The organism is Oceanipulchritudo coccoides, from assembly GCF_010500615.1.
GTDB classification, from domain to species: Bacteria; Verrucomicrobiota; Verrucomicrobiia; order Opitutales; family Oceanipulchritudinaceae; genus Oceanipulchritudo; species Oceanipulchritudo coccoides.
The window spans coordinates 661,119-684,470 of record NZ_JAAGNX010000002.1; the positions used below are offsets into that span (position 1 = coordinate 661,119).

Sequence of the window (23,352 nt, forward strand, 5' to 3'; positions counted from 1 at the left end):
TGAAGAGGTGATTCGCACGACGCGCCAGCGACTCACGATTGAGGAGGTCTTCCAGAAGGAGGCCCGTCCCTTGACGCCCCCCGAGGTATTTGAGGGAGCAAAGCGCATTCTTCCCCGGATCGGCCTCCGCACTGTGTATCGACAACTTAAGGACATGGCTGCCGAAGGTTTGATCGTCGGCGTTGATTATCCGGGACAACCCCTGCGTTATGAATGGGTCAGTGATGCCCATCATGCCCACTTTATCTGTCGGAAATGCGATCGGGTGTTTGATCTTCAGGTGGCCGTGCCGGATGTGAAAATAAAGCCACCAAAGGGGTTTAAACTGACCGGACAGGAAACCGTGTTCTACGGGACTTGCCCGGAGTGTAAATAGTTGGGGTTCCGCCTTATTATGAAGGCGAGACTCCCAGCTATCGCCATATAGCCTGAGCGATTTCCGCGTACGCTTCCATGACGCGCGGTCCCGGGATGCTGAGAGGGCCGTTGGGGATCCAATGAACCCGTCCGTTCCGGATTGCCGGGATCTGGCTCCAGACCGGGTGATCTGGCAACTGGGCGACAAGCGCTTCCATGCGGGCCTGTTCGGCGGGAGAATCCGCTTCCCGGACAAGAAGAACATCGGGATCCAGGGCGAGGAGCGCTTCAAAGGAAACCTCTCCCCAGGCCTTGCCCAACTCTGAAGCGACATTGATGGCATGTGAGGACTCGATTAGGTTGGTCACCCAGGCATCTTCCCCGGGTGCCCATCCGGGTTGGCTGTTTTCCTCGATGGACAGAAGAAACAGGACTTTCCTTTTCGGGAATTCAAGAAAAGGCGCTAAGCTTTCCTCTACTGCGGATCGTTCCGCCTTTAGCCGGTTGATCAACGCCAGTGCTTTTCCGGGGACCCCCGTGATCGTCCCGACAGACTTTATATCCTCCAGAATGTCACTCATGTTCTCATGCCGAAGAGCAAAAGCGATCGTACGGGGAGGATTGTGAATTGCCTCATAGATTACCGGTGGCGTGAGGTCTGTCCCCAGGATGAGATCCGGCCGGTATGCGACCAGCGCTTCCCTATTGGGCTGGTCCATGGAACCGACCTGGGCCCCGGAGTCCCGGAGAGCTTTCGCTTCCTCGGGAAATGTGCACCACTGGGTGACAGCCATCAGGTGGTCTCCCATATCCATGGCAAAGAGGATTTCTGTGACGCTTGGGGCCAGTGAGATAAAGTGGCGGGGTTGTTTCCCGAAAGTTACGGTGCGGCCAATGTCGTCGGTGACCGTCATGGGGTAAGTCCCTTCCACTGCGGTCTGGGCGTGCCACGGATGGCGCTGGGGCTTCTTCTCCTCCCGTGGTATGAGCGCCAGAATCAAGCAGCCAAGGACAAAGCCGACAGCATAAGTAGTGATCTTTTGCTGTCTGTTCATTTTATGGTTGCATCCCGCTTCTTGTGCGCTTCGGCCGCGATGACATATTTATCAGCCCAGTATTTCAGGCCTTCCTGTTCCTCCTCGCTGAGCTGCTTAATGACTTTGGCCGGCATCCCGAGGACAAGTGAACCGGGCGGGACTTGCATGTTTTTTGTCACGACGGCCCCGGCGCCGACAATTGAACGCTTTCCAATCACCGCCCCATCCAGGACTGTGGCCTTCATCCCGATCAGGCATTCATCCTCAATGGTACAGGCATGGATCATTGCCGCATGGCCTATTGTCACGTACTTGCCAATTTTCACGCCGAGATCATCCGCAAGGTGGACAATTGTTCCATCCTGCACATTCGAGCCTTCACCAATCTCGATTTCCTCAATATCCCCGCGCAGCACGCAGAGTGGCCAGACCGATGCCCTTGGTCCAATCTTGACCGCACCCATCATGACCACCGAGGATGCCACATAGGCCGAGGGATCCACTTCAGGTTGGCGGGAAAGGAACTTATCCAGTCGTTCTTGTGGTGTCATTCTTGTAACCTGTCCCTGCAAAATTGGACTGACAAGGCGATTTCCTTGGGATGCTGGCTTTCCCGTTGACCTGCCTTGCCAAAATCCGGTATTCCGGCATTCTGCGGGTATGGATTCCTCGAGTTATGAAACCGATGAGCTTCTGCATCAATACCTGCTCTTCCATTATGGTGAGTCGAACGATCAACTTCCCTTGGCATTTGGACCAACGGACGCCTTGGCTTTTCCTGTCCGATGCGTTCAGGAGGGTCTTGATCAGGCGAGATTGGTAAAGAGGGTCCGTGCCTTGGATATTGGTTGCGCGGTGGGACGGGCTTCTTTTGAGCTGGCCCGCTTCTTCGACGAAGTGATCGGGATCGACTACTCCGAGGCCTTTGCGAGCGCTGCGAGGAATATTTACGAAAATGGTCATTTGCCATTTCTCCTGAAGGAAACCGGGACCATAACCCATCGCCTGGTGGCTACGCGGCCGGAAGGCGTAAGTGGCAAACTTCACTTTGAGCAGGGCGATGCGCAGGATCTGCGTGCGGACCTCGGTTCCTTCGACTGCGTTCTTGCCGCCAACTTGTTATGCCGGTTGGCCCGACCGCAGGACTTTCTTGCCCGTCTGCCGCACCTGCTAAATCCCGGGGGACAATTGATCATCACAACTCCGAATACATGGCTCGAGACATTTACCGCACGAGAGTTCTGGATTGGTGCCACACCGGAAACAGGCGAACCGCTTGAAGCACTCAAGCCGCTCCTGGGCGATGCCTTTGAATTTGATGCCACATGGGATATGCCGTTCCTGATTCGCGAACATCGGCGGAAATACCAATGGTCCGTCGCCCAGGCCTCCCGGTGGATCCGGAAAAGCTAGTTGCCCGAATGGAAATCATCGACATACCGCTTGAGGGGCGGGCAGACATGGACGGCCTGCGGGCCTTTCTGTCGGCCTGCCTGGACGCGGCCAATGAGGATGGACACGACAAGATAGCCAGCATCACTCTGTCGGTTAAGCATATCGATCCCCTTGCCGTCCTGGATTCCATCTACGAGGGGGACGCTCACCATTTCTACATGGAAAACCCCTACCGCGAATGGGCTGTCGCCGGCGCGGAGGCCGTTGTCTCCGCTTCATGGAACGGACCGGATCGTTTCCAGCAGGCCCGCACATTTGCGGCCGGGCTTGATGAGCATGTCATTGCCATCGGGGATTTGTCGCTACCGTTTTCCGGCCCGCTTTTCTTCGCCGGTTTTTCCTTCTACGACTCAGTCGACGGCAGGGAAGAGGCATTCCCGGGCGGACAGGTTTTCGTCCCGCAATGGCAGGTGGCGAGGGCTGGTGATCATTATGTCGCTGTAGCGAATGCCTTGATACGGCCCGGAATGGATGTTGAGGCAGTGGCTCAACGCATCTGGTCGGCTCACCGGAAATTCAGTGCCTACACTTACGACCAGCCGCCACGGCCGCCTGTCTATCATATCCTCGAAGAGCGCGAGGTCGGCCCGGAAGGAACATTCCTCAAAAACGTTGCGCTGGCCCTTGAGGCGATCAAGAAGGGGTCTTACAACAAGATTGTCCTGTCGCGAGCCGTGGACCTGCTTTTTGATAATTCCTGTCAGCCACTGAAGATCCTCAACCGCCTCCGCCGCGACTATCCTCGATGTAGCAGTTTTTCATTACAAAGCGAGAACGGCACGAGCTTCATCGGAGCCACCCCCGAGCGTCTGGTTTCAGTGGACAACGGACGCTACACGACTGAGGCCATCGCGGGCTCGGCGGCCCGTGACCCTTCCGCAGGAGAAGATGCGCGCCTGGCCCGTGATCTTCTTGCCAGCGAAAAAGACCTTCGCGAGCACGGCCATGTTGTGGAGAGTATTCGGCGGCGTTTGGAATCCCTTGGCCTGGAGGCCCGCATCCCGGATTCCCCGGGTTTGCTGGTCCTGCCCAACGTCCAGCATTTGCGGACACCCATCAACGGCCCACTGAAGGAAGGTGTCCACATTCTGGATCTTGCTGAAGCGCTTCACCCGACGCCGGCTGTTGGAGGAACTCCCCGCGAGGATGCGCTCAAGGATATATTCAAATGGGAACCTTTTCCCCGGGGCATGTTTGCCGGTCTCACTGGCTGGTTTGACTTGCGCGGCAATGGCGAATTCGCAGTCGGGATCAGGAGTGCCCTTGTGCGGGATTCGCGGGCACGTCTCTTCGCGGGTGCGGGAATCGTGGAGGGGTCCATTCCGGAAATGGAATTGCGTGAAACCACCCTGAAGATGGAGGCCTTGCTCCGCTGTATTCGTGGTGCAGCTGGTTAGGCCTCGCGGTTGACGTCCTGACCCGCGTTGAAAACGAGATAAGGGTAGCGGCTTCCGGGGATTTGTACTCGCTGAAGGGGCACGCCGAAGATCGCCTCACATTCACGTGAGTTGGCAATTTGCTCCGGCTCACCGCTGAGAGCCATCCGGCCCCTGTTGAGAATGTGAATAGTATCTGCTACCTGGAAGGCCTGGTTGAGGTCATGGATCACCATGCAGACTGCCACGTTGCGTGAGGCCACTGCACGGACCACCCGGTAGATGGTACGTTGGTGTGACAGGTCGAGATTGTTGGTCGGTTCATCAAGAAACAGATAGCGGGGCTCCTCAATGGTCGGTTCATCCATTTGTGCAAGCACCCTGGCCAAATGGACTCGCTGTTTCTCGCCTCCGGAGAGTGAGGTATACAGGTCGTTTTCCCGGTCATGAAGATCGACTTCCACAAGGGCCCGTCGGGCGGCTTCGTAGTCGGCCGGGCGCTCACCTCCATGCATGTGCGGGCTCCTCCCGAGCATGACTACCTCAATGACCTTGAAGGCAAAATCAAGCGAGGACTCCTGATGCAGGTATGCCCGAAGTTTTCCAAGCCTTCTCACCGGAATATCGTGTAGTGGCTCCCCGTTCAGTTGGACGGATCCGGTCGTGCAATCCCATTCGCCGGAGAGAATACGGAGGAGAGTTGTCTTACCGGCCCCATTCGGGCCTAGAAGGGCAGTGACCCTCCCGGGAAGCAGCTCGATATTCACCCCGGAGAGAATTTCCCGCGATCCGATTAACTTGGAGATCTGGTGACCCTTCAACATGCTCATACACTCAGTTGGCGTTTGCGACGGTTGATCAGGTAAAGGAAAAAAGGGGCGCCCATGAGGGAGGTTACGACCCCGATGGGAATCTCGGCCGGCGCGTTGACCGTCCGGGCCACAAGGTCGGCGGCCAGGACAAGAAAAGCCCCAAGAAAGGCTGAAGCGGGAATGAGTCGGCGAAAATCAGGGCCCCAGATCATTCTCACAACGTGTGGAACAACCAGTCCGACAAAGCCAATGAGGCCACAGAAGGCAACAGTCACTCCGACCATTATGGCACAAAGCCCCACCACTATCCGCTTGACCCATTGGGTATTGAAACCGAGGTGATAGGCTTCCGCTTCGCCAAGAAGAAAAGCATTCAAGGCGTTTCGGTAACGTGGAAGAATCAGTATTGGAACGACGATGAAAGGAGCCATCATGGCGACGCTTTTCCAGGTGGTTGTATGCAGGCTTCCCAAGGTCCAGAATGTGAAGCGCCGCAAGGCGTCATTATCCGATAAGTACAGGACTGCCCCGACAATTGCTCCGGCCAGTGCGTTTACGGCAATCCCAGCCAGGAGTAGCGTCGAGATGTGCGTCTTCCCGGCAATCCGGGCGATGCGGTAGACAATGAAGGTGGTCAGCATGGCCCCGAGCATGGCCCAAAGCGGGACTTGCAGGGCAGCCAGCCAACCGGTCATTCCCGGTAGCCAGCCAAGGCTGCTGATAGCGAGGATCGAGCCAATCGCACCACCGCTTGACACACCGATCAAGCCGGGATCAGCCAATGGATTCCGGAACAATCCCTGCAGGCAGGCGCCCGCTGTTGCCAGAGCCGCCCCGACTCCCATCGCGACCAGCACACGCGGCAGACGAATCTCCCAGACTGCCGCCGCTACCCGGGAGTCCACCACTTCAGGCCAATGCCCGAAGCTGAGCCGGTTGCCCAAAACCGCAAGAACTGCACCCGGCTCCGTGACCAGTGGCCCCAGCATCAAGGAGATCAATCCGAGGATCAGAAGACAGCCCGAAAGGAGTGGGATCATCCATCCCTTCCGCGCTCGACTGTTCTGCGGATTTCTCCCTTTCTCCATCCCGCCAGCCTCGCTTAATGGCATTCTAGTGTCAATAAAACAGGGGATAAACAGTTTGTGCGGAATTGCGTTTGTATCTTTTAACAGAATATCCACTAATTCTGCCCAAGATGTCGAAAAACCTGAAATCAAGACGCCGGAGCCGCTCCCGGAGGCAGAAGGAGCCATGGATAGCCAAGGCCTCGATCCTTCTGCTTTTGGTAAACGGGTTTATCTGGGCTGGATTAAGGAGCCTGGACATCGTCTTGTTATCATTTCTCTCGATGGCGGTTGCCTTTGGCGGGTGGCTTTTCGGCCGGGCTGCGGGTAAGTATATCCGGCGCCGCCATGGATCGCTGGGCGGGGAATCGATGGCGCAAATCGGCTACTGGGGCAACTTGGTGGCCTTTATTGCGACCTTCCTCCTTTTTTCCTATTCTTTGGCGATGGGAGTTCTCCGCGGAGACTTTCTTTAAGCCCTGGAGGTAGCGAGATTTTGACAAACCGGTCGCTCTGCTGCAGATTCAAGAGCATGAAAGCAGCGATCCGGAAAATTCTCGTTATATGTGCCTTTGTCATTCCCCTGGCCTCGGTGGCCTCAGCGGAGGGCAAGATCCTATTCGGCCCGTACGAAGCCTTGACGATCAACAGTGAAGTGGTTCGAGGGGTGAAAGTAGACGACGGTGGAAAGATCTGGCTATTATTGAATCCGACTTACCGTGAGCAGGAAATTATTTTGAAAATTTCCTCCGAGGAAGGTGCGGGTTACCGCAAATGGTTCAATGGTAGTTATGAGTTGGTTTCTCCCGCCAATCAAGGCAAGCAACCAAACCAGTGGACCGATTGGATTGAAACGGTATCACCGTACATTGAGTACTGGATGTCGGGTGAGAAGATTCTCCACTTGAAGAAAGTGAAGTAGTCTTATGCCCGTTTCATTAGACAAGATCCTATCGCGTTCAAAGAGACACTACTGGATGAATCCGGCCGTTCTTGCCGGAATCCTCATCGCAGCAGTTGTCCTGATTGTCGTCTTGATTCCAGTCAAGTTGGGCCGTGACCTGCCAGACTTTTCCAAGATTGATGATATCGGGGAACGCAAGGCCGCCTTCTTCGAATTCCTCAAACCCTACGTTGACCGGTCTGACCTGGAGATCCTGAGCCAGCGCAAGCGCCTCGAGGCAATTAATGGGAATCTGGACCGCGGACCCATGAGCCGGCGCAATGAGCGTTGGGTCAGGCAGCTCGCCTCTGCATACGAAATGGAGATTGATCCGGAAAGTCCGTTGACGGCGGATTTGGTCGGCAGTCTTCTCGAGCGGGTGGACATCATTCCACAGTCCATGGCGCTTGCCCAAGCGGCACTGGAAAGCGGGTGGGGGACGAGCCGCTTCGCCCAGCAAGGGAATAACCTGTATGGGGTCTGGTGCTATGAGCCGGGCTGCGGAATTGTGCCAAAGCGTCGACCGGCAGGTGCCACCTACGAGGTTAAGAAATACAGCACACCGAAGGAGTCCTTTGACGATTATATCCAGAATTTGAATACAAATCCGGCCTACCTGTCCCTCCGGCAAATTCGCAGCAGCCTCCGCCGGGAAGGCAAACCGGTGACCGGCATTGCTCTGTCTGACGGCCTTTATCGCTATTCAGAAGAGGGATGGACCTACATCGGAAAGATTCAACGCGTTATCCAGACCAATAACCTGCAGATTTATGACACGATCAAAGATTAACTTTTTTTCACTTATCACCGTTCTCCTCGGCCTGCTTTCGGTTGCCGGATGCGGCAAGCGCGAGGATGCGGTCATCGCGTCTTCACGAGATGGAATTCTCCTTTTCAACAACGGAGCTGAACCGCGTGATTTGGATCCCCACGTGGTCACCGGAATGCCCGAGAACCGGGTCATCAAATCCCTTCTGGAGGGACTTGTCCGCGAGCATCCGGAAAGCAGCGACAAGGTGCTTCCGGGAATGGCTGAGCGCTGGGAGAGCAATCTGGAAAAGAGCATTTGGACCTTTCATTTGCGTGAGGCGTACTGGACAAATGGCGATCCGGTGACGGCGGATGATTTTGCTTATTCGTACAGTCGTATCCTGAATCCCGAATTTGGTGCACCCTACGTCAGCATGCTGTTTCGCGTGAAAAATGCCGAGGCTTACAATACGGGACAAGTCACTGATTTTGGCGAGGTCGGGATCAAGGTCCTGGGTCCACGCACGTTGCAAGTCGAACTGGATGGTCCGACGCCTTACCTTCCGCTCATGTTGACGCACTACACGTGGTTCCCGCTGCACCGGGCCACGATTGAAAAAGCGGGAGGCTTTGCCAGCCGGGACAGCGGTTGGACCCTTCCCGGGAACTATGTCGGCAACGGCCCGTTTGTCCTTAAGGAGTGGCTACCAAATCAGCGGATCATTGTTGAGAAGAATCCGGGTTATTGGGACGCCGGATCTGTGGCCCTGAACGGCATCCATTTCTTTCCCATTCAGGATCGTCAGACGGAAAACCGCATGTTCCAGACCGGTCAACTCCATATCACAAACGGTGTTCCTTTCAATTTGCGTGACAAATACCGTCAGGAAAACAACCCCGCTCTTCGCGAGGACCCCATGTTTGCGACCGGCTATCTCGGCCTGAATAACCGTCACGAGGGTCTTGATGATCCCCGTGTTCGCCATGCCCTCTCCATGGCCCTTGATCGGAAAACGATCATTGATAAAGTCACCAAGAATGGATCTCCAGCCGGTGGGTTTGTCCCTCCGACGATTGGGGGATATGCCCTCTCCGACGCGCTTCCCTACGATCCGGAGGCGGCCCGGCAATTACTTGCCGAGGCGGGTTATCCCGGCGGGGAAGGTTTGCCGGAATTTGAGTTCATGATCGCCAATTCCGACACCTCCCGCACCTTTGCCGAAGTGGTCCAGGAAATGTGGCGGACCGAGCTCGGCGTTTCCATCGAGATCCTGAACAAGGAATGGCAGGTCCTCATCGCCGAGATGGATAGTGGCAATTATGACATCTTCCTTCTTTCTTGGATCGGGGATTATCTGGATCCAGCTACTTTCCTGAAAATCATGCGGACAGGAGATGGCAATAATCGCACAGGCTATGGGAATCCTGCCTATGATGCCCTGCTGGCCAAAGCCAATCAGGTCACCTCGATTGAAGAGCGCTATGCCCTTCTTGCGGAAGCCGAGGCCATTCTGCTCGCGGATTTGCCAATTTTGCCCATTACGTGGGCCCGGAACATGTATCTCATTCATCCCGATGTCCAGGGTTGGGCCTCCAAAGCCCTGATGGATCAGCCGTATGAATCAGTCCGTCTGGTGCCGGGAGAATAAGCGACAAGTTGACCCAGTGTGGGTTGATAGCCACGAAGCGGTGTGTAATAATGTCGCTATCTCCGTCTGGATGTTAATCATAACATGCTGAAAAACAGGTTGTTACGTTAATTGCTACCTTGGCGTGGGTTATGCGTTAGCTGAGGTATGACATTTGACGCAAACAAGTATACAGAAAAGGCTCGTGAGGCCGTTGTCGGGGCCCAGACCGAGGCCCGCCGGCTTGGGCACCAACAAGTCGATTGCTGGCATCTGCTGGCCGCCATGTTGATCCAAACCAACGGAATCCTGCCCGTACTCCTGAAACGCCTTGAGATCACACCGGCGGCGGTCGAGCTGGCGCTCCGGCGAGAGTTGGAGAAATTGCCTGCAGTGAGCGGCGCGACAGCTTCAGGGACGGTCTACATTTCCGAGAGTCTGGGTCGGGCTTTTACGCATGCGGAAAACCTTGCCAGTGAACTCAAGGACGAATTTGTCTCGGTCGAGCACCTGTTTCTGGGCCTCATCCGGGAAACCGGCAATGCCGAGCTACAGAAGGTCCTCAAGACCTTTGAGCTGGATGAGAAGCGCGTGCTTGAAGCAGTCAGGCGCATGCGCGGGTCACAGCGCGTGACCAGCCAGAATCCCGAGGGGACCTATGACGTATTGGAAAAGTACGGTATTGATCTGGTTGAAACAGCACGGTCCGGCAAGCTGGACCCGGTCATCGGCCGGGATGATGAAATCCGACGCGTCATTCGTATTCTTTCCAGGAAGACCAAGAACAACCCTGTCCTGATCGGAGATCCGGGAGTGGGGAAGACTGCCATTGTGGAGGGACTAGCCCAGCGAATCCTGAACGGGGATGTCCCTGAGGGCCTGAAGGATAAGACCGTTTTTGCCCTCGATATGGGGGCCCTGCTCGCTGGGGCCAAATTCCGGGGCGAGTTTGAAGAGCGCTTGAAGGCGGTCCTGCAGGAAATCAAGTCCGCCGAAGGTCGAATTCTCCTCTTCATCGACGAGCTGCACACAATTGTTGGTGCGGGCAAGGCGGAGGGTGCCATGGATGCCGGGAATTTGCTCAAGCCGATGTTGGCCCGTGGGGAACTCCATTGCATAGGAGCGACCACCCTTGATGAATACCGCAAGCATCTTGAAAAGGATGCTGCCCTCGAGCGGCGTTTCCAGCCGGTGCTGGTCGATCAGCCGAGCGTGGAGGACACAATTTCCATCCTGCGTGGATTGCGGGAACGCTTTGAGGTGCACCATGGGGTCCGGATTACTGACAATGCCCTTGTGCACGCGGCAACCCTCTCGCACCGCTACATCTCCGATCGCTTTCTTCCCGACAAGGCAATTGACCTCGTTGACGAGGCCGGGGCCATGATCCGTACGGAAATGGATTCCATGCCGCAGGAACTGGACACCCTTTCGAGACGCGTCATGCAGTTGGAAATCGAGGAAGCCGCGCTCAAGAAGGAGAAGGACGAGGCCTCCCGTGAGCGCCTCAAGGAATTGAAGTCCGAGCTGGCCAGTGAGCGGGAAAAGTGTTCTGCCCTTCGCGCCCAGTGGGAGTCCGAGAAGGAGGCCCTGAGTGGTACACGCAAGCTGCGGGAGGCCCTCGAGAAGGCCCGTCTCGATATGGAGGCCGCCGAGCGCGTCTACGACTTGAACAAGGCGGCCCAGTTACGCCACGGGACAATTCCTGATCTCGAGGAGCGCCTGAAGCAGGCCGAGGATCAGGTCCAGACTGACAAAAGCCATCTCTTCAAGGAGGAGGTGACCGACGAGGAGATCGGGGAAATAGTCAGCCGCTGGACAGGTATTCCGGTTTCACGACTCCTCGAAGGGGAAAAGGAGAAACTTCTCAAAATGGAAGACATCCTCCATGAGCGAGTCATCGGACAGGATGAGGGAGTTCGCGTTGTCAGCGAGGCCATCCTGCGCTCAAGGGCCGGCATCAAGGACCCGCGTCGCCCAATCGGAAGCTTTCTCTTTCTCGGGCCGACGGGGGTCGGCAAGACCGAGCTCGCACGCACATTGGCTGAGTCCTTGTTCGACAGTGAAGACAATATGGTCCGGCTGGACATGTCTGAATACATGGAGAAGCACTCGGTTTCGCGTCTTGTCGGTGCGCCTCCCGGCTATGTCGGATATGACGAAGGCGGTCAGCTGACCGAGGCCGTCCGGCGCAAACCGTATTCGGTCATCCTTTTCGATGAGATTGAGAAGGCCCACCCAGACGTCTTCAACACGCTCCTCCAAATCATGGACGATGGGCGCATCACTGACAGCCAGGGCCACACCGTTGATTTCAAGAACACGGTTCTCATCCTGACCTCCAATATTGGCAGCCGCTACCTGACAGAGGGAGTGACCGGCGATGAGATTCCGGATTCCGTCAAGGAGTCCGTCTTCACTGAATTGCGGAATGCCTTCCGACCGGAGTTCCTCAACCGGCTCGATGATACCATCCTTTTCAAACCCCTGACCCTTGAGAATATCGAGGCCATCATCGAAATCCTGCTGAAGGACCTCAATAAGCGCCTCAAGGACCGGAAAATTGAGATTTGTCTCGATGAAAAGGCCCGTCACTGGTTTGCCGAGAAGGGTTATGATCCTGTCTATGGAGCCCGGCCGCTTCGACGCCTTCTCCAGAAACGCGTTGAAAACGCCCTTGCCAGGGGAATTATCAGCGGCGAGATCCGCGAAGGGTCACTTGTCCAGTTCTCTATTGAGGAGGACCAGCCGGTCTGGGCGGAAATTACCAGTTCCTGACTTAAAGCGGGATTTTTTGTTGACGCACCGGGTCGGGCTGGTTTGCTGGCTCCTTTTCCCTAATACAAATTTATTATGTCCGTAGAAATTAAGATTCGCAAAGGAGAACCGATTGAGCGCGCGCTGCGTCGCCTGAAGAAGCGGCTTGACCGCGAAGGCGTCATCCGTGACGTCCGTGCCAAACGGTATTTTGAAAAGCCCTGTGAAGTACGCCGCCGCAAGAAGAAGGTCGCTGCTTTCTCGGCTATGTTGCGTGCCCGTTACGAAAATCAGTAATTGAGCGGAAATTGACCCTTTTCCTTCCCCTCCGGATCTCCCGGTGGGGATTTTTTTTGCCGTTTTTTGATGGGAGGGTTGCCCTTTTGGCAGGGATGCCGTTCTTCTAGAAGCGCCTTATCAAATGAAATTTTCTGTCTCCAGTTGTTGGAATTCACATCGCCATGACGACGGTTACCCGATGCTCGTCGAATTGGCCGAGCTTGGATTTGACTATGTCGAGTTGTCGCACGGGACGCGCCTAAGCCTTGTCCCGGGAATTCTCAAGGCACTCGAGGAGGGCATTATCAAGGTGTCTTCGGTTCATAACTTCTGTCCTTTGCCGGTTGGCGTGATGGGCGCAGCGCCTAATTTGTTCGAGCCGAGCTCACCGAGCCGCCGTGAGCGAATTCTCTGGTTGAACAACACCCTGAGGACGCTGGAATTTGCCCAGCGCGTGGAATGCGAACGGGTTGTTCTCCATTCCGGGAGGACGCTCTTTGTCTGGCGTAATCCGGAGCCGGTGTTTGAGGCCGCCTATGAGGTGGATGAAGGGAAAAACAGCGAAACATTTCAACTGGCCCGGGAGAAGGGTCTCAAGCGGCTGCGTAAAAAGCAGGGGTCGTTCATGAAGCAGCTGAAGAAAAACTACGACCTGCTGGCTGAGAAAGCGAAGGACAAGGGCGTTCTTTTCGGGATTGAAAACCGCGAGGGATTTACCGAGCTGCCCATGGACGAGGAAATGCCAAACCTTATCGACAGCCTGAAGGAACACGGCGTTTTTGGTTACTGGCATGATTCTGGCCATGCCCAGCTCAAGGAGCGCATGGGCTTGCTTGAGCATAAAGGCTTTCTTGAATCCCTCCGGCCCAACTTGGTAGGGTTCCATTTGCATGACGTGAGCACGGAGGACCGGGATCACCAGGTTCCCGGAACGGGAGTCATTGACTGGGACATGCTGGCCAAGTTTGTCCGATCCGACGATGTGGTCGTGATGGAGATGAGTCCGCGCCTGTCTTCTGAGCAGATGCGGGAAGGCCGTGAATTTCTCCTCCGGACAATTCCCGCCCTGAGCGCATCATGAAGGCCCCCGTGGAGTGGATTCTCGCCTCGGGATCCCCGCGGCGCCGTGAGTTGCTATCGCAACTAAAGGCTGATTTCCGGGTCGTCACCGCGGATGTGGAGGAATGGGAGCCGGATCACGCGGACCCGGTGGAGCAGGTCGAGGAGAACGCTCGTCGAAAAGGTGAAGCAGTTGCTGCCCGCCACGCTGACGCCCTTGTCATTGCGGCAGATACGACCGTTGCCCTCGGCAAGCGCCTTTTTGCGAAGCCGAAGAATCCGGATCACGCAGTCTCAATGCTGACTGAACTAAGCGGCCGGACCCATCAGGTTCTCACCGGGGTGGCACTCTTTTTCAACGGACAGTCGCATGTTTTCCACGAGAGCAGTTCAGTCGAATTCCGTCCTCTTGACCCGGAGCAAATCAGCATCTACATGGAGCGCGTGCACGTTTTCGACAAGGCGGGAGCCTACGCCATTCAGGAGCACGGGGACCTGGTGATTGAGCGTTATTCTGGCTCCTTTGAAAATATCATGGGTCTTCCTGTTCAACGTTTGCGCGATGAATTAGTCTCAAGAGGGTGGGAGCTTCTTCCCGAATTGGATGATTGATGCGATTGCAAACGACAGACAAGCCCGGTACTGAACCGCGGGATGCTTCCCAAAGGCTTCTCGATGAGCCGTCCCGGGGAAACCGCGACAGCCTTTTTGCGGCGGTTCTCCTGGCGTTTTTTCTTCACCTGCTCCTCTTCTGGGCGACCCCATCCTCCCTTTTTGAAAAGCCCGCACAAAGTGAGCTGGTTCCGCAATCCATGGAGATTATGCTGGAGCCATTACCTGAGGAACCTGAGCTGGAAGAGCGCTATGTGCGCGCCGCCCCCAATATTACCGAAGCCAAGCCGGAGGAAACAATGAATATCTCCGACCGCGATCAACGCGCCGCGCAGGAGGAGCAGGTGCCACTTGATCCGGAGAATACGCCTTATGTCGAGGGAGACGAGGAGGAGTCCAACCGCCTTGTGCAGGGAAATCCTTTTCAGGAACCGACGCCGCAGACACCGCCTGCGGCAAGTCAGTCTGCCGGAGCAAGCCCGATGGTGCAACAGGAGGCCGCCCCCGAAAAACTTCCTGCTGAAACGGTGCAGGACCTTCTCGAGGAAATCCCCGAAGAGGAAGAGGGTCTGGCCAGTATTGAAAAGCCCGATGAGGCTGTTGATGAGCCTGAAGACCCGACCGAAATGCGCGATCCGGTGGCCGTGACAAGCCCGCAGGACCGGCAGGGTGAGGCACAGTTGACAACTCCCCCTCAAGCCCAGCAGGAACAGGCTCCAACGCCGCGTCCACGTCCGCGCGTGGAGCGGGACACGTCATTTGGCCCGATCAAGGACAACCGCCAGGGCGCCATTCAGGTGGGCCGCCTCGCCTTTGACGCGCAGTACTCGGAATTTGGCGAATATTGGCGGCGGGTGGCTGAGATTATTGAAGCCCGCTGGCGTAATCTAGTCTACAATACCAAGTCGATCCCATTCGGTGGATACAAGGTCGTGGTTGAGTTTTCCATTACCCGGGACGGTTCCGTGCAGGATGTGAATGTCAGCCACTCCACCGCTGGCAAGCTCGCCGAGACCATATCCGTTGACTCGATAGTCGGGGAGGCGCCTTTCTTCGACTGGACTCCGGAGATGATTGTCAAGATGGGTGAGAAGGCGGGATGCGCCATTCATTTTTACTACTGATGTCATGAAAATCCCGCTACATCCAGCTTGTTCATTATTGAAGGCGGACCCCTCCGGCCTCCTTGCCGTCGAAAAGGCGACAGGTGTGCTGTCCCACCCCAACAAAAAGGATGACCGGGCCTCATCCCTGCTGGCCGTTTCATATGATCAGGACAGCGAGGCCTACATCGATGGCGGGAAGCGCTGGTATCTTCTCAACCGGCTGGATGGGCCCACATCGGGTGTCGTCCTTCTTGCTGAAGATCCAGAGCTGGCTGGTCTGGTGAAAGAGGCCTTTGCACAACACCGAATTGAAAAGGCCTACGTTGCGATCGTAAAAGGGATTCCGGCCCGCAAGCACGACACGTGGCGGGATTATCTTGTGACGCGGAAGCGGGGGTCGGCACTCCGGACGGAAACAGCGCGTGGCAAACCCAACGCAATGCTTGAGATGGAGCTTCAACAGCGTGGCGCAGGCCCGCCAGCACGGGCAATGGTCCTGCTCAAGCCATCCACGGGTAAAACCCATCAGTTGCGGGTGCAGTGTGCCAGCCGGCACCTGCCGATCATTGGAGACGCCACCTACGGCGATTTTCGATTCAACCGCGAATTCAAGCATCGGACTGGAGAAAACCGGCTCTTTCTGCACAGCTGGAAAACCCGCTTGCAAGTGGACTTCCGGGGACACACCCTGAAGTTCTCGGTCGAAAGCCCGATCCCGAAGGCTTTTCCCCTTGCCCTCCAATGATTCAATTTCCTTAACAAATTCAACTTATGATTATTTCAAAAGCACCTACCTTGACGAACAGCCAGCTCGCTGAAGTCGAAGCAATCGTTGGCGGATTTGGCTGTAAGATCCAGGTGATCTACGGGGCACACCGGAATATCTACGCGATTATCGGGGACGAGCGCAGCGAGACCATGGTCAATCGCCTGCTCGGTCTTGAGTACATTGATCGCGTCGACCGGATGGAGTCGGTCTATAAGCTCATGGACAAGCGCTCTGACCTTGCCAACCACAAGACCGTTATCGGTGGAGTGGAGCTGGGCAAGGAACCGCTCTTCATCGCCGGGCACTGCACAATTGATCCTGATAATGGCTCAGCATTCCTTGAAACAGCTGAGGCGGTGAAGGAGGCGGGTGCGCATGTTATCCGCGGTGGTGTCTGGAAACCCCGCACTTCTCCGCATAGTTTCCAGGGAACCGCAAAATCGATGGATTTCCTGCTTGAGGCACGACAGCGCACAGGTTTGCCGGTGATTGCCGAGGTGATGGATGAGGCCCAGTTGAAGTATGCGGTCGAGGCAAAGGTCGACATGCTCCAGATCGGGACACGGAACGCCTTGAATTATACCCTGCTGGCCGAAATCGGTCGACAGACAGCTGAGGTGGGAATACCGGTGCTCTTGAAACGAGGCCGTCACATGGGACCGGTTGACGAATTCATTTCCGCAGCGGAATACATTGTCGCCAACGGCAATCCCAATGTCATTTTTTGTCCGCGTGGGACGATGCCGGCACTCGACGGGTTCCGGAACCATCCCGATGAGAGCGTGACGCCTCTCCTGAAGGAGAAGTCCTGGGTTCCCGTGATTGCTGATCCGTCCCACTCCGTCGGGCGGGCCAAGTATGTTCCCGCGTGTTCCCTTGCCTCGATTGCTTATGGAGCCGACGGGCTGGTCATTGAATCCCACGTTAATCCAATAACCGGAATCGGGGATGACCCGAAGCAGAGTATCACTCCGGATGTACTGAAAAAACTGATACAAGACGCAAGGATCCTGTGGGATCTTGTCCATTCCTGAGACAGGCGGCCCGGTTTCAAAGATGCGCTATCTCCTTGTGGACAACGGAAGCTTGCGTGCCTCCAGCGTGTTGAATTTGCGCAGGGTGGCCCGTGACCTCAGCGAGGCCACTGGTTTGGAAATCCTGCCCTCCTCACTTCTGCATTCCAGCAAGGTACCCGTCGGGGATTTGGAGGGTGAAGCGGCTGTCAATCTGGAGCGTCGCATCAGGTTGTTTCTCGAAGCCGGTGAGCGCGACTTCACGATCATTCCCTTTTTCTTTGGAAAGAGTGGGGCAATTACCGGTTACCTCCCGGAAAGGCTGGCCTATCGCCGTGAAAAACATGGAGATTTCAATGTCTGGCGGACGCCCTTCCTCGCTCATGGACTGGAGGAAAAATCCCAAAACTCCATTGATCTGGATGTGAACCACAAGCTTGTCGATATTCTAGCTGACCGCGTGAGGGAGGTAATTCGCGACAAGAAGCTTTCCCGGCCCAAGGTTGCTGTTGTCGATCATGGGTCTCCCAAGCCGGAGGTTGCGATGCTTAGGAATGAAGTATCCTGCGCTCTTGCAGGCGCTCTGGGCAACGAGGTTTGTGCGCTTTTCCAATCCTCAATGGAGCGCCGTGAAGGCGATGAATTTGCGTTCAACGAACCGCTTCTCGAAAAGCTCCTGCGCCATCCTGAATGGAACCACGGGGACGTGGTCATTTCCATGCTTTTTCTATCGCCGGGCAGGCATGCCGGCCAAGGCGGCGATATTGACGGGATATGCAAGGCGGCCGAGGCTGAGTCACCTGGCTTGCGCACGCACATGACGGGCCTCGTCGGCGATCACCCGGGAATGATTCCGCTTCTCCAGCAAAGGCTGGAAATGGAACGGATCCCGATGTGACAAAGGTCTACTTGTCGGCAACGGCGAGCAGGATGGCCTTTGAGACGGCGATCCCCTTTTCGAGGCTGGCGACATTGAAGGATTCATTTGGCGAGTGGAGATTATTTTCCTCCGTGCCCATTCCGAGCATGATGCAATCCAGACCGAGGACCTTGTTGATTTCGCCAATAATTGGAATCGATCCTCCTCCGCGGAGGTAAAGTGGCGGTAATCCAAATTCCTTCTCAACCGCCTCTTCGCAAGCCTTGAAAGCCTTGGCCAGATGGGGATTCTGGTCGGCGGGCGTATTTGATCTGCCCGGGGGAACAACAGAGTACGGCATGCCATCGTGGCCTTCCTTGATGTTCAGCCGAACTTCCTTCGGGCAGCGCTCGCGGATGGCGGCAAAGACTTTCTTCTGGATGTCGTCCGGATCTTGATTTGCCACCAGCCGGCAGGTGATCTTGGCGAATGCCTTTGAAGGGATGATTGTCTTGTCTCCCTCGCCCTGGTAGCCGCCACCAATCCCATTTATTTCAAGCGTGGGTTCATAGCGGATGGCTTCCATGCCGGTACGGTTGTTCGCCGTGAACAAACCGGGAACCCCTGTTGATTCCCTGAGCTCCTCATCTCCCGATGGCAACTTGGCAATTTCTTCTTTCTCCCAATCAGCTGGAAGGATCACATCATCATAAAAGCCGGGTACATTGATGCGGCCATCTGGATGGTGCAGGCTGGCACAGATTTCCGTGAGGGCCTGTAGTGGATTGTAGATTGCCCCGCCAAAGCCACCGGAATGAAGGTCACGTGAGGGTCCGCTGACTTCGATTTCGAGGGAAACAATTCCGCGCAGGCCCATATTGATGGCTACCTGGTCCTCGGAAGGATTCAGGGTATCCGAGAGCAGGACGAAATCTCCCCGCAAACTCTCCCCATGGCTCTCCAGGACCATCGGAAGGCTTGGGCTGCCGATTTCCTCCTCTCCCTCGATGAGGAAAGTGATACGCAAGGGAAGATCGGGCTTTTCCTCAAGTAACCGGGCCACCGCAGTGACATGCACCATCATCGGGCCTTTGTTGTCCGCCACGCCACGCCCGTACAGGCGGGTGCCGCGCATCGTGGGTTCAAAGGCCGGGGAGTCCCAGAGATCAAGGGGATCCGGTGGTTGCACATCGTAGTGTCCGTAAATGATGACATGGGGCCAGCTATCTGGGCCGTTGCGCCGGGCGAGGACAACTGGATGGCGCGGGGTATCCACGACTTCCACTTCCAAGCTCATTTTTGAAAACAATTTGGTCAGGACGTCTCGCGTCCCCTGCATCCCATCTGCGTAGGCCGAGTCCGTCGAGACACTCGGATTACTGACCAATTCCTTAATGACTTCAATCGGGTCAAACATGGAAGGAAGGTGGACCGGGAAGCCCGAAAATGCAAGTTTGCCAACGCATGCTGGAGTGTAATTGTTGGTCGATGCTTTCGAGGATGTTCAGTCGGGTTGGGGTGAATAACGAAATTGATCTCAATGTTGATAATCTTGAGCGGATGTTGGAGAGTTAAGCTGTTGTTATGAAGATGCAGGATCGTAGGCCGCGGGAGACGCGTTTTGAATCGGGCAATCCGGAGGCCCGGTTGGCGCTCCTGCGTGAGCAGGCACCGACGCTTGGAACCAACAGAAAACTCCGTGCCTACGCTATTCTGGGGTCCCTGTTAATGGTTCTCACGGTGGCCGCCTTTTACTTTGCCATCCAGATTTACAAGGCGGCAGCAGAGGACGAATCAAACGAGAATTTGATTGAAGTCGACCAGGCACCGGAAATTACCGAGACCGAGACCCAAAAGGCCGTGGCCCGGATTGAGGCTGAGGAAGCAGCCCTTGAAGAAGAGCTCAAACAACAGCTTGAGGAGCTCAAGACGGTCGATCTGCTCGGAAATGACTGAGCCCCGCGGCTTCCCGTGCAATTCTTGGACGTAGTGAGCGGGTTTATCCAGTACGGGTTCAGATCACAAGGACCAGCCCAGCCTGCACCAGGCCAATGAGAAAGCCGATCACCCCGCCGAGGATTTCAATGCTCCGAAATTCCTTCTGGGCGAGCTTCCGGACAATGGATTCCAGTTGGTCGAGATCGAAGGCGTGAATTTTTTCCTCTACGATCTTCCGCACGGCAATTTTCCGTTCAACCTCCGTTGAGACCTTTTCGAGAAGCGGTTCAGTTTCTGCCGAGAGACTTTCCAAGGCGACTTTGGTGAGGTTGTAGAGTAGTTTGTCGTTCACGAAATTTCCCAGCAGGGGGATTTGCCGCAACTTTGGGGCAAGGCGGTCCCAGACAATGTTGGTCGCCAGCTCATCAAGGTACGGTTGTAGATCAATCTTGTGAATCTCGTTCCGGATAAGGTGTTGGTTGAATAATTCACTTTCGACAATTTCCCCGACCCGTTTGGCCAGCTCCGACTGGCGCTTCGGAATGAGTCCCTGAACCCTTAGGCCCAAAAAGTTGATGGGTTCGCGGGGGCGAAAGAGCATCTGGATGGCCAAACGGTTTGTTAGCCAGCCGATGCAGGCCCCGATCAAGGGGAAGACCGTGAGGTAAATAATAATCTGTGAGCTTTCCGGTAAATCCATTTGAGATGTAGCTTGAATAGGATTCAATGACGAGAGTGGGGTTTAAACAATCCGATATTTTGCAGCTCTCAAGCGCCGGGCTGTATTGTCCGGCGGGGGAATTCCATATTGATCCATGGAAGAAGGTCCCGTTGGCGGTTGTTACGCACGCTCATTCCGACCATGCCCGTTCGGGAATGGGCCGGTATATTGGTTCCGCGTCCGGAGAGGCCCTTTTGCGCAAGCGCGTGGGGCAGGGCATCGATTTGACAGCGCTTCCATTTGGCAAATCGCTGAAAGTCGGGGACGTGTCCCTTTCCCTGCATCCTGCCGGGCATGTCCTCGGCTCGGCCCAAGTGCGGATTGAACACAAGGGAGAGGTCGTTGTCGTGACAGGTGACCATAATGCCACACACTCCCATTCCGCAGCCGAGGCATTTGAACCGGTTCGCTGCGACCTGCTCATTACAGAGTCGACTTTCGGATTGCCGGTCTACCAATGGCCTTCCCAGGAATCGGTCATTGAGGAAATACACGGTTGGTGGAAGCGGAATCAAGAAGTTGGCCGCACATCAATTTTGCCCTGTTATCCGCTTGGAAAGACCCAGCGTATTCTTGCCGCTTTGGATGCGAATATCGGACCAATTGCCCTTGTGGGTCCGGGACGGGCCTTTTTGCCCCATTACAAGGAGGCAGGGGTAGAGCTCCCGACGTGCCTGGACTTGACTGAAAAGACGGTTCCGGAACTGAAAGGGCAGGGCCTTGTCCTCGTTTCCTTTGCCGGCCAGGAGCCAGCCCTCCTGAAGCGGTTGCAACCGCTTTCCCATGGAGCAGCCAGCGGATGGTTACAGGTGCGGGGAGTTCGGCGCAGCCGGGATTTTGACCGCGGGTTTGTCTTGTCCGATCACTCCGACTGGCAGGGCCTGCTTCGATGTGTCCGAGAGTCCGGAGCCACTCGTGTGGGAGTGACTCATGGGCAGACTGAAGTGTTTGCCCGGTACCTGCGTGAGGTGGTGGGGGTGGATAGCTTTCCGGTCCCCACACATTTTGAAAGCAGCGGGGATTGATCATTCAATTCGGGTATTCCTGGTAGTGAAATTTAACTACTTTCAAATATTGTCCTCGTTTTTTCCCATGAAAACATCAATTCATGCAGACACGAAAAAACGGATTCAGCCTTGTCGAATTACTGATGGTGCTTGGGGTGATGAGCCTTCTCATGGGCATGTTGATTCCCTCCGTGGGTGTTGTCCGGGCAAAGGCCCAGCGCATGGCCACGGGACACAAATTGCGGCAGATCAGCCTTGCCGTAGCCACTTACCAGAGCGTGACCGGGCGGGCGCTTGCCGGGAACAACCTGGCCGATTGCCTGAGCCGCCTTGCCGAGCAGACAGGCGTCAGCGAAGGGCCGCTTTTCATCTTTGAAGAAGATCCATTGGTGGCGGCCATCCCGGATTCGGTTCCCCCGGTCCTTATTGAGCAGGACCAACCGGGAGTGTGGGCCGCCGTGGAAGGCTTTGCCGACTGGCCTCTCGGAATAGTCATCGCGAGCGGCATCAGCCCGCTGGCCAATCCATCCACTACACCGGTGGTGTGGACACGCGGATTGACCGCAGAGGGTGTCTGGCAGGATTTTGGCCAGAATCGGGCGGGGATTTACGGGTCTGAAGGCGGCTTTATCGCCTTCCTCGATGGGCATGTGGAATTCTATCGTGACCTCGCTGAGGACGGCGGTCAGTTGGTCACATCGATCAATGGTCAACGCACGGCTGATATACGGGATGCGCTTGGCCCCGGGGCGATGGCCTACGATTACCTTGGACGCGTCTTTTGATTAACCGTCGCAAAACTTTTCATGATTGAGAAGTTGGTGCTGGCAATCCATCCGTGAGGGCCCGCACATGTTCAGCGACCGACTCGGCGAGCGCGTCCAGATGGTAGCCTCCCTCGAGAATTGAGACAACGCGTCCTTTCGCGAATATTTCTGCCTGCTGCAGAATCCACTGCGTGAGCAGATGATAATGATGGGATTCAAGCTCGATGTCGGCCAGCGGATCATGCCGATGGGCATCAAAGCCTGCGGAGATTAGAAACAGCTCGGGCTTGAACTCGCGCAGTTTTGGGAGGATATCCTCCTCAAGGACCTCCATGTAGTGTTCAATTGTGGATCCATTCGGAAACGGGCAATTAACGGTGAGGCCCGCGCCGGCCCGGGTGCCCGTTTCGTGAAATTCCCCACTGTGTGGATAGAGGGGTAGCTGGTGCAGGCTGCAGAATAAAACAGACGGACTGCCAAAGAAGATGTCCTGGGTCCCATTGCCGTGATGAACATCCCAATCGATGATACAAATGCGTTCCAATCCAAAGGTTTCTTCAGCGTATTGGGCGGCAATCGCCACGTTGTTGAAGAGGCAGAATCCCATGGCTTTTTCCGTGCTGGCGTGATGCCCCGGGGGACGGGTCAGGCTAAAGGCGGCGGAGTAACCCTCATTGAAAACGGCATCAATGGCACCGATCGCGCCGCCGGCCGAGAGCAAGGCGGCCCGATAGGATTCTGAGCAAATGGCCGTCTCGCCCGAGTCGGCGAAGCTGCGCCCCTGCAGGCATGCCTCCTCGATGTAGTGCCGGTATTCAGGCGAATGGATTTTTTCAATCCATTTGGCCTTCACGGGCTCGGGTGTGTGCCAATGCAGTAATTTAGCGAAGGGGGCCTCTTCAAGAGCCGCCTTTGCTGAGATCAGCCGTTCCGGACGTTCCGGGTGATGAGCACCGGTATCGTGAAGCAGGCAATCCGGATGATAGAAAATGGCAACTGGCCGTGGCATCAAGTTCTATTGATGCACATCAGCCGCCAAT

25 protein-coding genes are annotated in these 23,352 nt (G+C 55.9%); 18 read left to right on the top strand and 7 right to left on the bottom strand.

Features of this window, described 5'->3' with window-relative positions; all coding sequences use genetic code 11:
• Positions 1–7 precede the first annotated feature (7 nt).
• Complete coding sequence (locus G0Q06_RS08375) at positions 8–376, top strand: transcriptional repressor (protein ID WP_163964370.1); 369 nt, start codon at positions 8–10, stop codon at positions 374–376.
• 37 nt (positions 377–413) lie between these two features.
• Here G0Q06_RS08375 and G0Q06_RS08380 read toward each other — a convergent pair whose 3' ends face one another.
• Entirely contained in the window at positions 414–1,412 is a 999-nt protein-coding gene (locus tag G0Q06_RS08380; protein WP_163964372.1) for an ABC transporter substrate-binding protein, read from the bottom strand.
• Positions 1,409–1,945, bottom strand: a complete 537-nt coding sequence (locus tag G0Q06_RS08385; protein WP_163964374.1) for a gamma carbonic anhydrase family protein — start codon at positions 1,943–1,945, stop codon at positions 1,409–1,411. The genes G0Q06_RS08380 and G0Q06_RS08385 overlap by 4 nt, the downstream gene beginning before the upstream one ends.
• A gap of 109 nt (positions 1,946–2,054) precedes the next feature.
• On the opposite strand from G0Q06_RS08385, the gene G0Q06_RS08390 reads away from it, so the two are divergent.
• Together G0Q06_RS08390 and G0Q06_RS08395 are read left to right on the top strand one after the other, a co-directional pair.
• A complete protein-coding gene (locus tag G0Q06_RS08390) occupies positions 2,055–2,807 on the top strand; it encodes a putative 4-mercaptohistidine N1-methyltransferase (RefSeq protein ID WP_163964376.1) in 753 nt (250 codons plus the stop codon).
• Entirely contained in the window at positions 2,765–4,246 is a 1,482-nt protein-coding gene (locus G0Q06_RS08395; protein WP_163964378.1) for an isochorismate synthase, read from the top strand. The genes G0Q06_RS08390 and G0Q06_RS08395 overlap by 43 nt, the downstream gene beginning before the upstream one ends.
• On the opposite strand, the gene G0Q06_RS08400 is transcribed toward G0Q06_RS08395, so the two are convergent.
• Both G0Q06_RS08400 and G0Q06_RS08405 read right to left on the bottom strand, forming a co-directional pair.
• Positions 4,243–5,049, bottom strand: a complete 807-nt coding sequence (locus tag G0Q06_RS08400) for a heme ABC transporter ATP-binding protein (RefSeq protein ID WP_163964379.1) — start codon at positions 5,047–5,049, stop codon at positions 4,243–4,245. The genes G0Q06_RS08395 and G0Q06_RS08400 overlap by 4 nt on opposite strands.
• 2 nt (positions 5,050–5,051) lie before the next feature.
• A complete protein-coding gene (locus G0Q06_RS08405) occupies positions 5,052–6,149 on the bottom strand; it encodes a FecCD family ABC transporter permease (protein WP_163964381.1) in 1,098 nt (365 codons plus the stop codon).
• A gap of 86 nt (positions 6,150–6,235) precedes the next feature.
• Between G0Q06_RS08405 and G0Q06_RS08410 the strand changes: the two genes are divergently transcribed.
• From G0Q06_RS08410 to G0Q06_RS08465, 12 genes are all read left to right on the top strand, one after another.
• Complete coding sequence (locus G0Q06_RS08410; RefSeq protein ID WP_163964383.1) at positions 6,236–6,580, top strand: hypothetical protein; 345 nt, start codon at positions 6,236–6,238, stop codon at positions 6,578–6,580.
• A 56-nt stretch (positions 6,581–6,636) separates the two neighbouring features.
• Complete coding sequence (locus tag G0Q06_RS08415) at positions 6,637–7,026, top strand: hypothetical protein (protein ID WP_163964385.1); 390 nt, start codon at positions 6,637–6,639, stop codon at positions 7,024–7,026.
• A 4-nt stretch (positions 7,027–7,030) separates the two neighbouring features.
• Positions 7,031–7,837 (top strand): glucosaminidase domain-containing protein, encoded by an 807-nt coding sequence (locus G0Q06_RS08420; RefSeq protein WP_163964387.1) that lies wholly within the window; start codon positions 7,031–7,033, stop codon positions 7,835–7,837.
• Complete coding sequence (locus G0Q06_RS08425; RefSeq protein WP_163964388.1) at positions 7,818–9,446, top strand: peptide ABC transporter substrate-binding protein; 1,629 nt, start codon at positions 7,818–7,820, stop codon at positions 9,444–9,446. Before G0Q06_RS08420 ends, G0Q06_RS08425 begins: the two co-directional genes overlap by 20 nt.
• A 147-nt stretch (positions 9,447–9,593) precedes the next feature.
• On the top strand, positions 9,594–12,203 hold the full coding sequence (gene clpB, locus G0Q06_RS08430; protein WP_163964390.1) for an ATP-dependent chaperone ClpB: 2,610 nt from the start codon (positions 9,594–9,596) through the stop codon (positions 12,201–12,203).
• Between the two features lie 75 nt (positions 12,204–12,278).
• A complete protein-coding gene (gene rpsU, locus G0Q06_RS08435; protein ID WP_163964392.1) occupies positions 12,279–12,479 on the top strand; it encodes a 30S ribosomal protein S21 in 201 nt (66 codons plus the stop codon).
• Positions 12,480–12,603: 124 nt separating this feature from the next.
• Positions 12,604–13,542, top strand: coding sequence for a sugar phosphate isomerase/epimerase family protein (locus tag G0Q06_RS08440; protein ID WP_163964393.1), 939 nt, complete (start codon positions 12,604–12,606; stop codon positions 13,540–13,542).
• Positions 13,539–14,132, top strand: coding sequence for a Maf family protein (locus G0Q06_RS08445; protein ID WP_163964394.1), 594 nt, complete (start codon positions 13,539–13,541; stop codon positions 14,130–14,132). Before G0Q06_RS08440 ends, G0Q06_RS08445 begins: the two co-directional genes overlap by 4 nt.
• Complete coding sequence (locus tag G0Q06_RS08450; RefSeq protein WP_163964395.1) at positions 14,132–15,256, top strand: hypothetical protein; 1,125 nt, start codon at positions 14,132–14,134, stop codon at positions 15,254–15,256. Before G0Q06_RS08445 ends, G0Q06_RS08450 begins: the two co-directional genes overlap by 1 nt.
• A 4-nt stretch (positions 15,257–15,260) precedes the next feature.
• Complete coding sequence (locus G0Q06_RS08455) at positions 15,261–15,983, top strand: RluA family pseudouridine synthase (protein WP_163964396.1); 723 nt, start codon at positions 15,261–15,263, stop codon at positions 15,981–15,983.
• Positions 15,984–16,009: 26 nt separating this feature from the next.
• On the top strand, positions 16,010–17,041 hold the full coding sequence (locus G0Q06_RS08460; protein ID WP_163964397.1) for a 3-deoxy-D-arabino-heptulosonate 7-phosphate synthase: 1,032 nt from the start codon (positions 16,010–16,012) through the stop codon (positions 17,039–17,041).
• Between the two features lie 22 nt (positions 17,042–17,063).
• Complete coding sequence (locus G0Q06_RS08465) at positions 17,064–17,918, top strand: sirohydrochlorin chelatase (RefSeq protein ID WP_163964398.1); 855 nt, start codon at positions 17,064–17,066, stop codon at positions 17,916–17,918.
• A gap of 7 nt (positions 17,919–17,925) precedes the next feature.
• Here the strand turns inward: G0Q06_RS08465 and G0Q06_RS08470 are convergent, their stop codons facing one another.
• Positions 17,926–19,296 carry a M20/M25/M40 family metallo-hydrolase gene (locus tag G0Q06_RS08470; RefSeq protein WP_163964399.1) on the bottom strand — a complete coding sequence of 457 codons (1,371 nt, stop codon included), beginning with the start codon at positions 19,294–19,296 and terminating at the stop codon, positions 17,926–17,928.
• Positions 19,297–19,469: 173 nt separating this feature from the next.
• Between G0Q06_RS08470 and G0Q06_RS08475 the strand changes: the two genes are divergently transcribed.
• Complete coding sequence (locus G0Q06_RS08475; RefSeq protein ID WP_163964401.1) at positions 19,470–19,835, top strand: hypothetical protein; 366 nt, start codon at positions 19,470–19,472, stop codon at positions 19,833–19,835.
• A gap of 58 nt (positions 19,836–19,893) precedes the next feature.
• Here the strand turns inward: G0Q06_RS08475 and G0Q06_RS08480 are convergent, their stop codons facing one another.
• The gene (locus G0Q06_RS08480) at positions 19,894–20,517 is read right to left on the bottom strand and encodes a DUF445 domain-containing protein (protein ID WP_163964403.1); all 624 of its coding nucleotides are present in this window, start codon (positions 20,515–20,517) and stop codon (positions 19,894–19,896) included.
• 59 nt (positions 20,518–20,576) lie between these two features.
• Between G0Q06_RS08480 and G0Q06_RS08485 the strand changes: the two genes are divergently transcribed.
• A complete protein-coding gene (locus tag G0Q06_RS08485) occupies positions 20,577–21,563 on the top strand; it encodes a ligase-associated DNA damage response exonuclease (RefSeq protein ID WP_238710438.1) in 987 nt (328 codons plus the stop codon).
• A gap of 83 nt (positions 21,564–21,646) precedes the next feature.
• Entirely contained in the window at positions 21,647–22,330 is a 684-nt protein-coding gene (locus tag G0Q06_RS08490; RefSeq protein ID WP_163964407.1) for a type II secretion system protein, read from the top strand.
• Positions 22,331–22,349: 19 nt separating this feature from the next.
• Here the strand turns inward: G0Q06_RS08490 and G0Q06_RS08495 are convergent, their stop codons facing one another.
• Positions 22,350–23,321 (bottom strand): histone deacetylase family protein, encoded by a 972-nt coding sequence (locus G0Q06_RS08495; RefSeq protein ID WP_163964409.1) that lies wholly within the window; start codon positions 23,319–23,321, stop codon positions 22,350–22,352.
• Positions 23,322–23,352 lie beyond the last annotated feature (31 nt).

Bases quoted from the DNA above. Each gene is read 5' to 3' on its own strand.
- clpB (WP_163964390.1), top strand. From the start codon at position 9,594: ATGACATTTGACGCAAACAAGTATACAGAAAAGGCTCGTGAGGCCGTT.
- G0Q06_RS08445 (WP_163964394.1), top strand. From the start codon at position 13,539: ATGAAGGCCCCCGTGGAGTGGATTCTCGCCTCGGGATCCCCGCGGCGC.
- G0Q06_RS08455 (WP_163964396.1), top strand. From the start codon at position 15,261: ATGAAAATCCCGCTACATCCAGCTTGTTCATTATTGAAGGCGGACCCC.
- G0Q06_RS08385 (WP_163964374.1), bottom strand. From the start codon at position 1,945: ATGACACCACAAGAACGACTGGATAAGTTCCTTTCCCGCCAACCTGAA.
- G0Q06_RS08380 (WP_163964372.1), bottom strand. From the start codon at position 1,412: ATGAACAGACAGCAAAAGATCACTACTTATGCTGTCGGCTTTGTCCTT.
- G0Q06_RS08465 (WP_163964398.1), top strand. From the start codon at position 17,064: ATGCGCTATCTCCTTGTGGACAACGGAAGCTTGCGTGCCTCCAGCGTG.
- G0Q06_RS08450 (WP_163964395.1), top strand. From the start codon at position 14,132: ATGCGATTGCAAACGACAGACAAGCCCGGTACTGAACCGCGGGATGCT.
- G0Q06_RS08460 (WP_163964397.1), top strand. From the start codon at position 16,010: ATGATTATTTCAAAAGCACCTACCTTGACGAACAGCCAGCTCGCTGAA.
- G0Q06_RS08420 (WP_163964387.1), top strand. From the start codon at position 7,031: ATGCCCGTTTCATTAGACAAGATCCTATCGCGTTCAAAGAGACACTAC.
- G0Q06_RS08415 (WP_163964385.1), top strand. From the start codon at position 6,637: ATGAAAGCAGCGATCCGGAAAATTCTCGTTATATGTGCCTTTGTCATT.
- rpsU (WP_163964392.1), top strand. From the start codon at position 12,279: ATGTCCGTAGAAATTAAGATTCGCAAAGGAGAACCGATTGAGCGCGCG.
- G0Q06_RS08470 (WP_163964399.1), bottom strand. From the start codon at position 19,296: ATGTTTGACCCGATTGAAGTCATTAAGGAATTGGTCAGTAATCCGAGT.
- G0Q06_RS08495 (WP_163964409.1), bottom strand. From the start codon at position 23,321: ATGCCACGGCCAGTTGCCATTTTCTATCATCCGGATTGCCTGCTTCAC.
- G0Q06_RS08490 (WP_163964407.1), top strand. From the start codon at position 21,647: ATGCAGACACGAAAAAACGGATTCAGCCTTGTCGAATTACTGATGGTG.
- G0Q06_RS08410 (WP_163964383.1), top strand. From the start codon at position 6,236: ATGTCGAAAAACCTGAAATCAAGACGCCGGAGCCGCTCCCGGAGGCAG.
- G0Q06_RS08475 (WP_163964401.1), top strand. From the start codon at position 19,470: ATGCAGGATCGTAGGCCGCGGGAGACGCGTTTTGAATCGGGCAATCCG.
- G0Q06_RS08400 (WP_163964379.1), bottom strand. From the start codon at position 5,049: ATGTTGAAGGGTCACCAGATCTCCAAGTTAATCGGATCGCGGGAAATT.
- G0Q06_RS08390 (WP_163964376.1), top strand. From the start codon at position 2,055: ATGGATTCCTCGAGTTATGAAACCGATGAGCTTCTGCATCAATACCTG.
- G0Q06_RS08440 (WP_163964393.1), top strand. From the start codon at position 12,604: ATGAAATTTTCTGTCTCCAGTTGTTGGAATTCACATCGCCATGACGAC.
- G0Q06_RS08405 (WP_163964381.1), bottom strand. From the start codon at position 6,149: ATGCCATTAAGCGAGGCTGGCGGGATGGAGAAAGGGAGAAATCCGCAG.
- G0Q06_RS08395 (WP_163964378.1), top strand. From the start codon at position 2,765: ATGGTCCGTCGCCCAGGCCTCCCGGTGGATCCGGAAAAGCTAGTTGCC.
- G0Q06_RS08480 (WP_163964403.1), bottom strand. From the start codon at position 20,517: ATGGATTTACCGGAAAGCTCACAGATTATTATTTACCTCACGGTCTTC.
- G0Q06_RS08425 (WP_163964388.1), top strand. From the start codon at position 7,818: ATGACACGATCAAAGATTAACTTTTTTTCACTTATCACCGTTCTCCTC.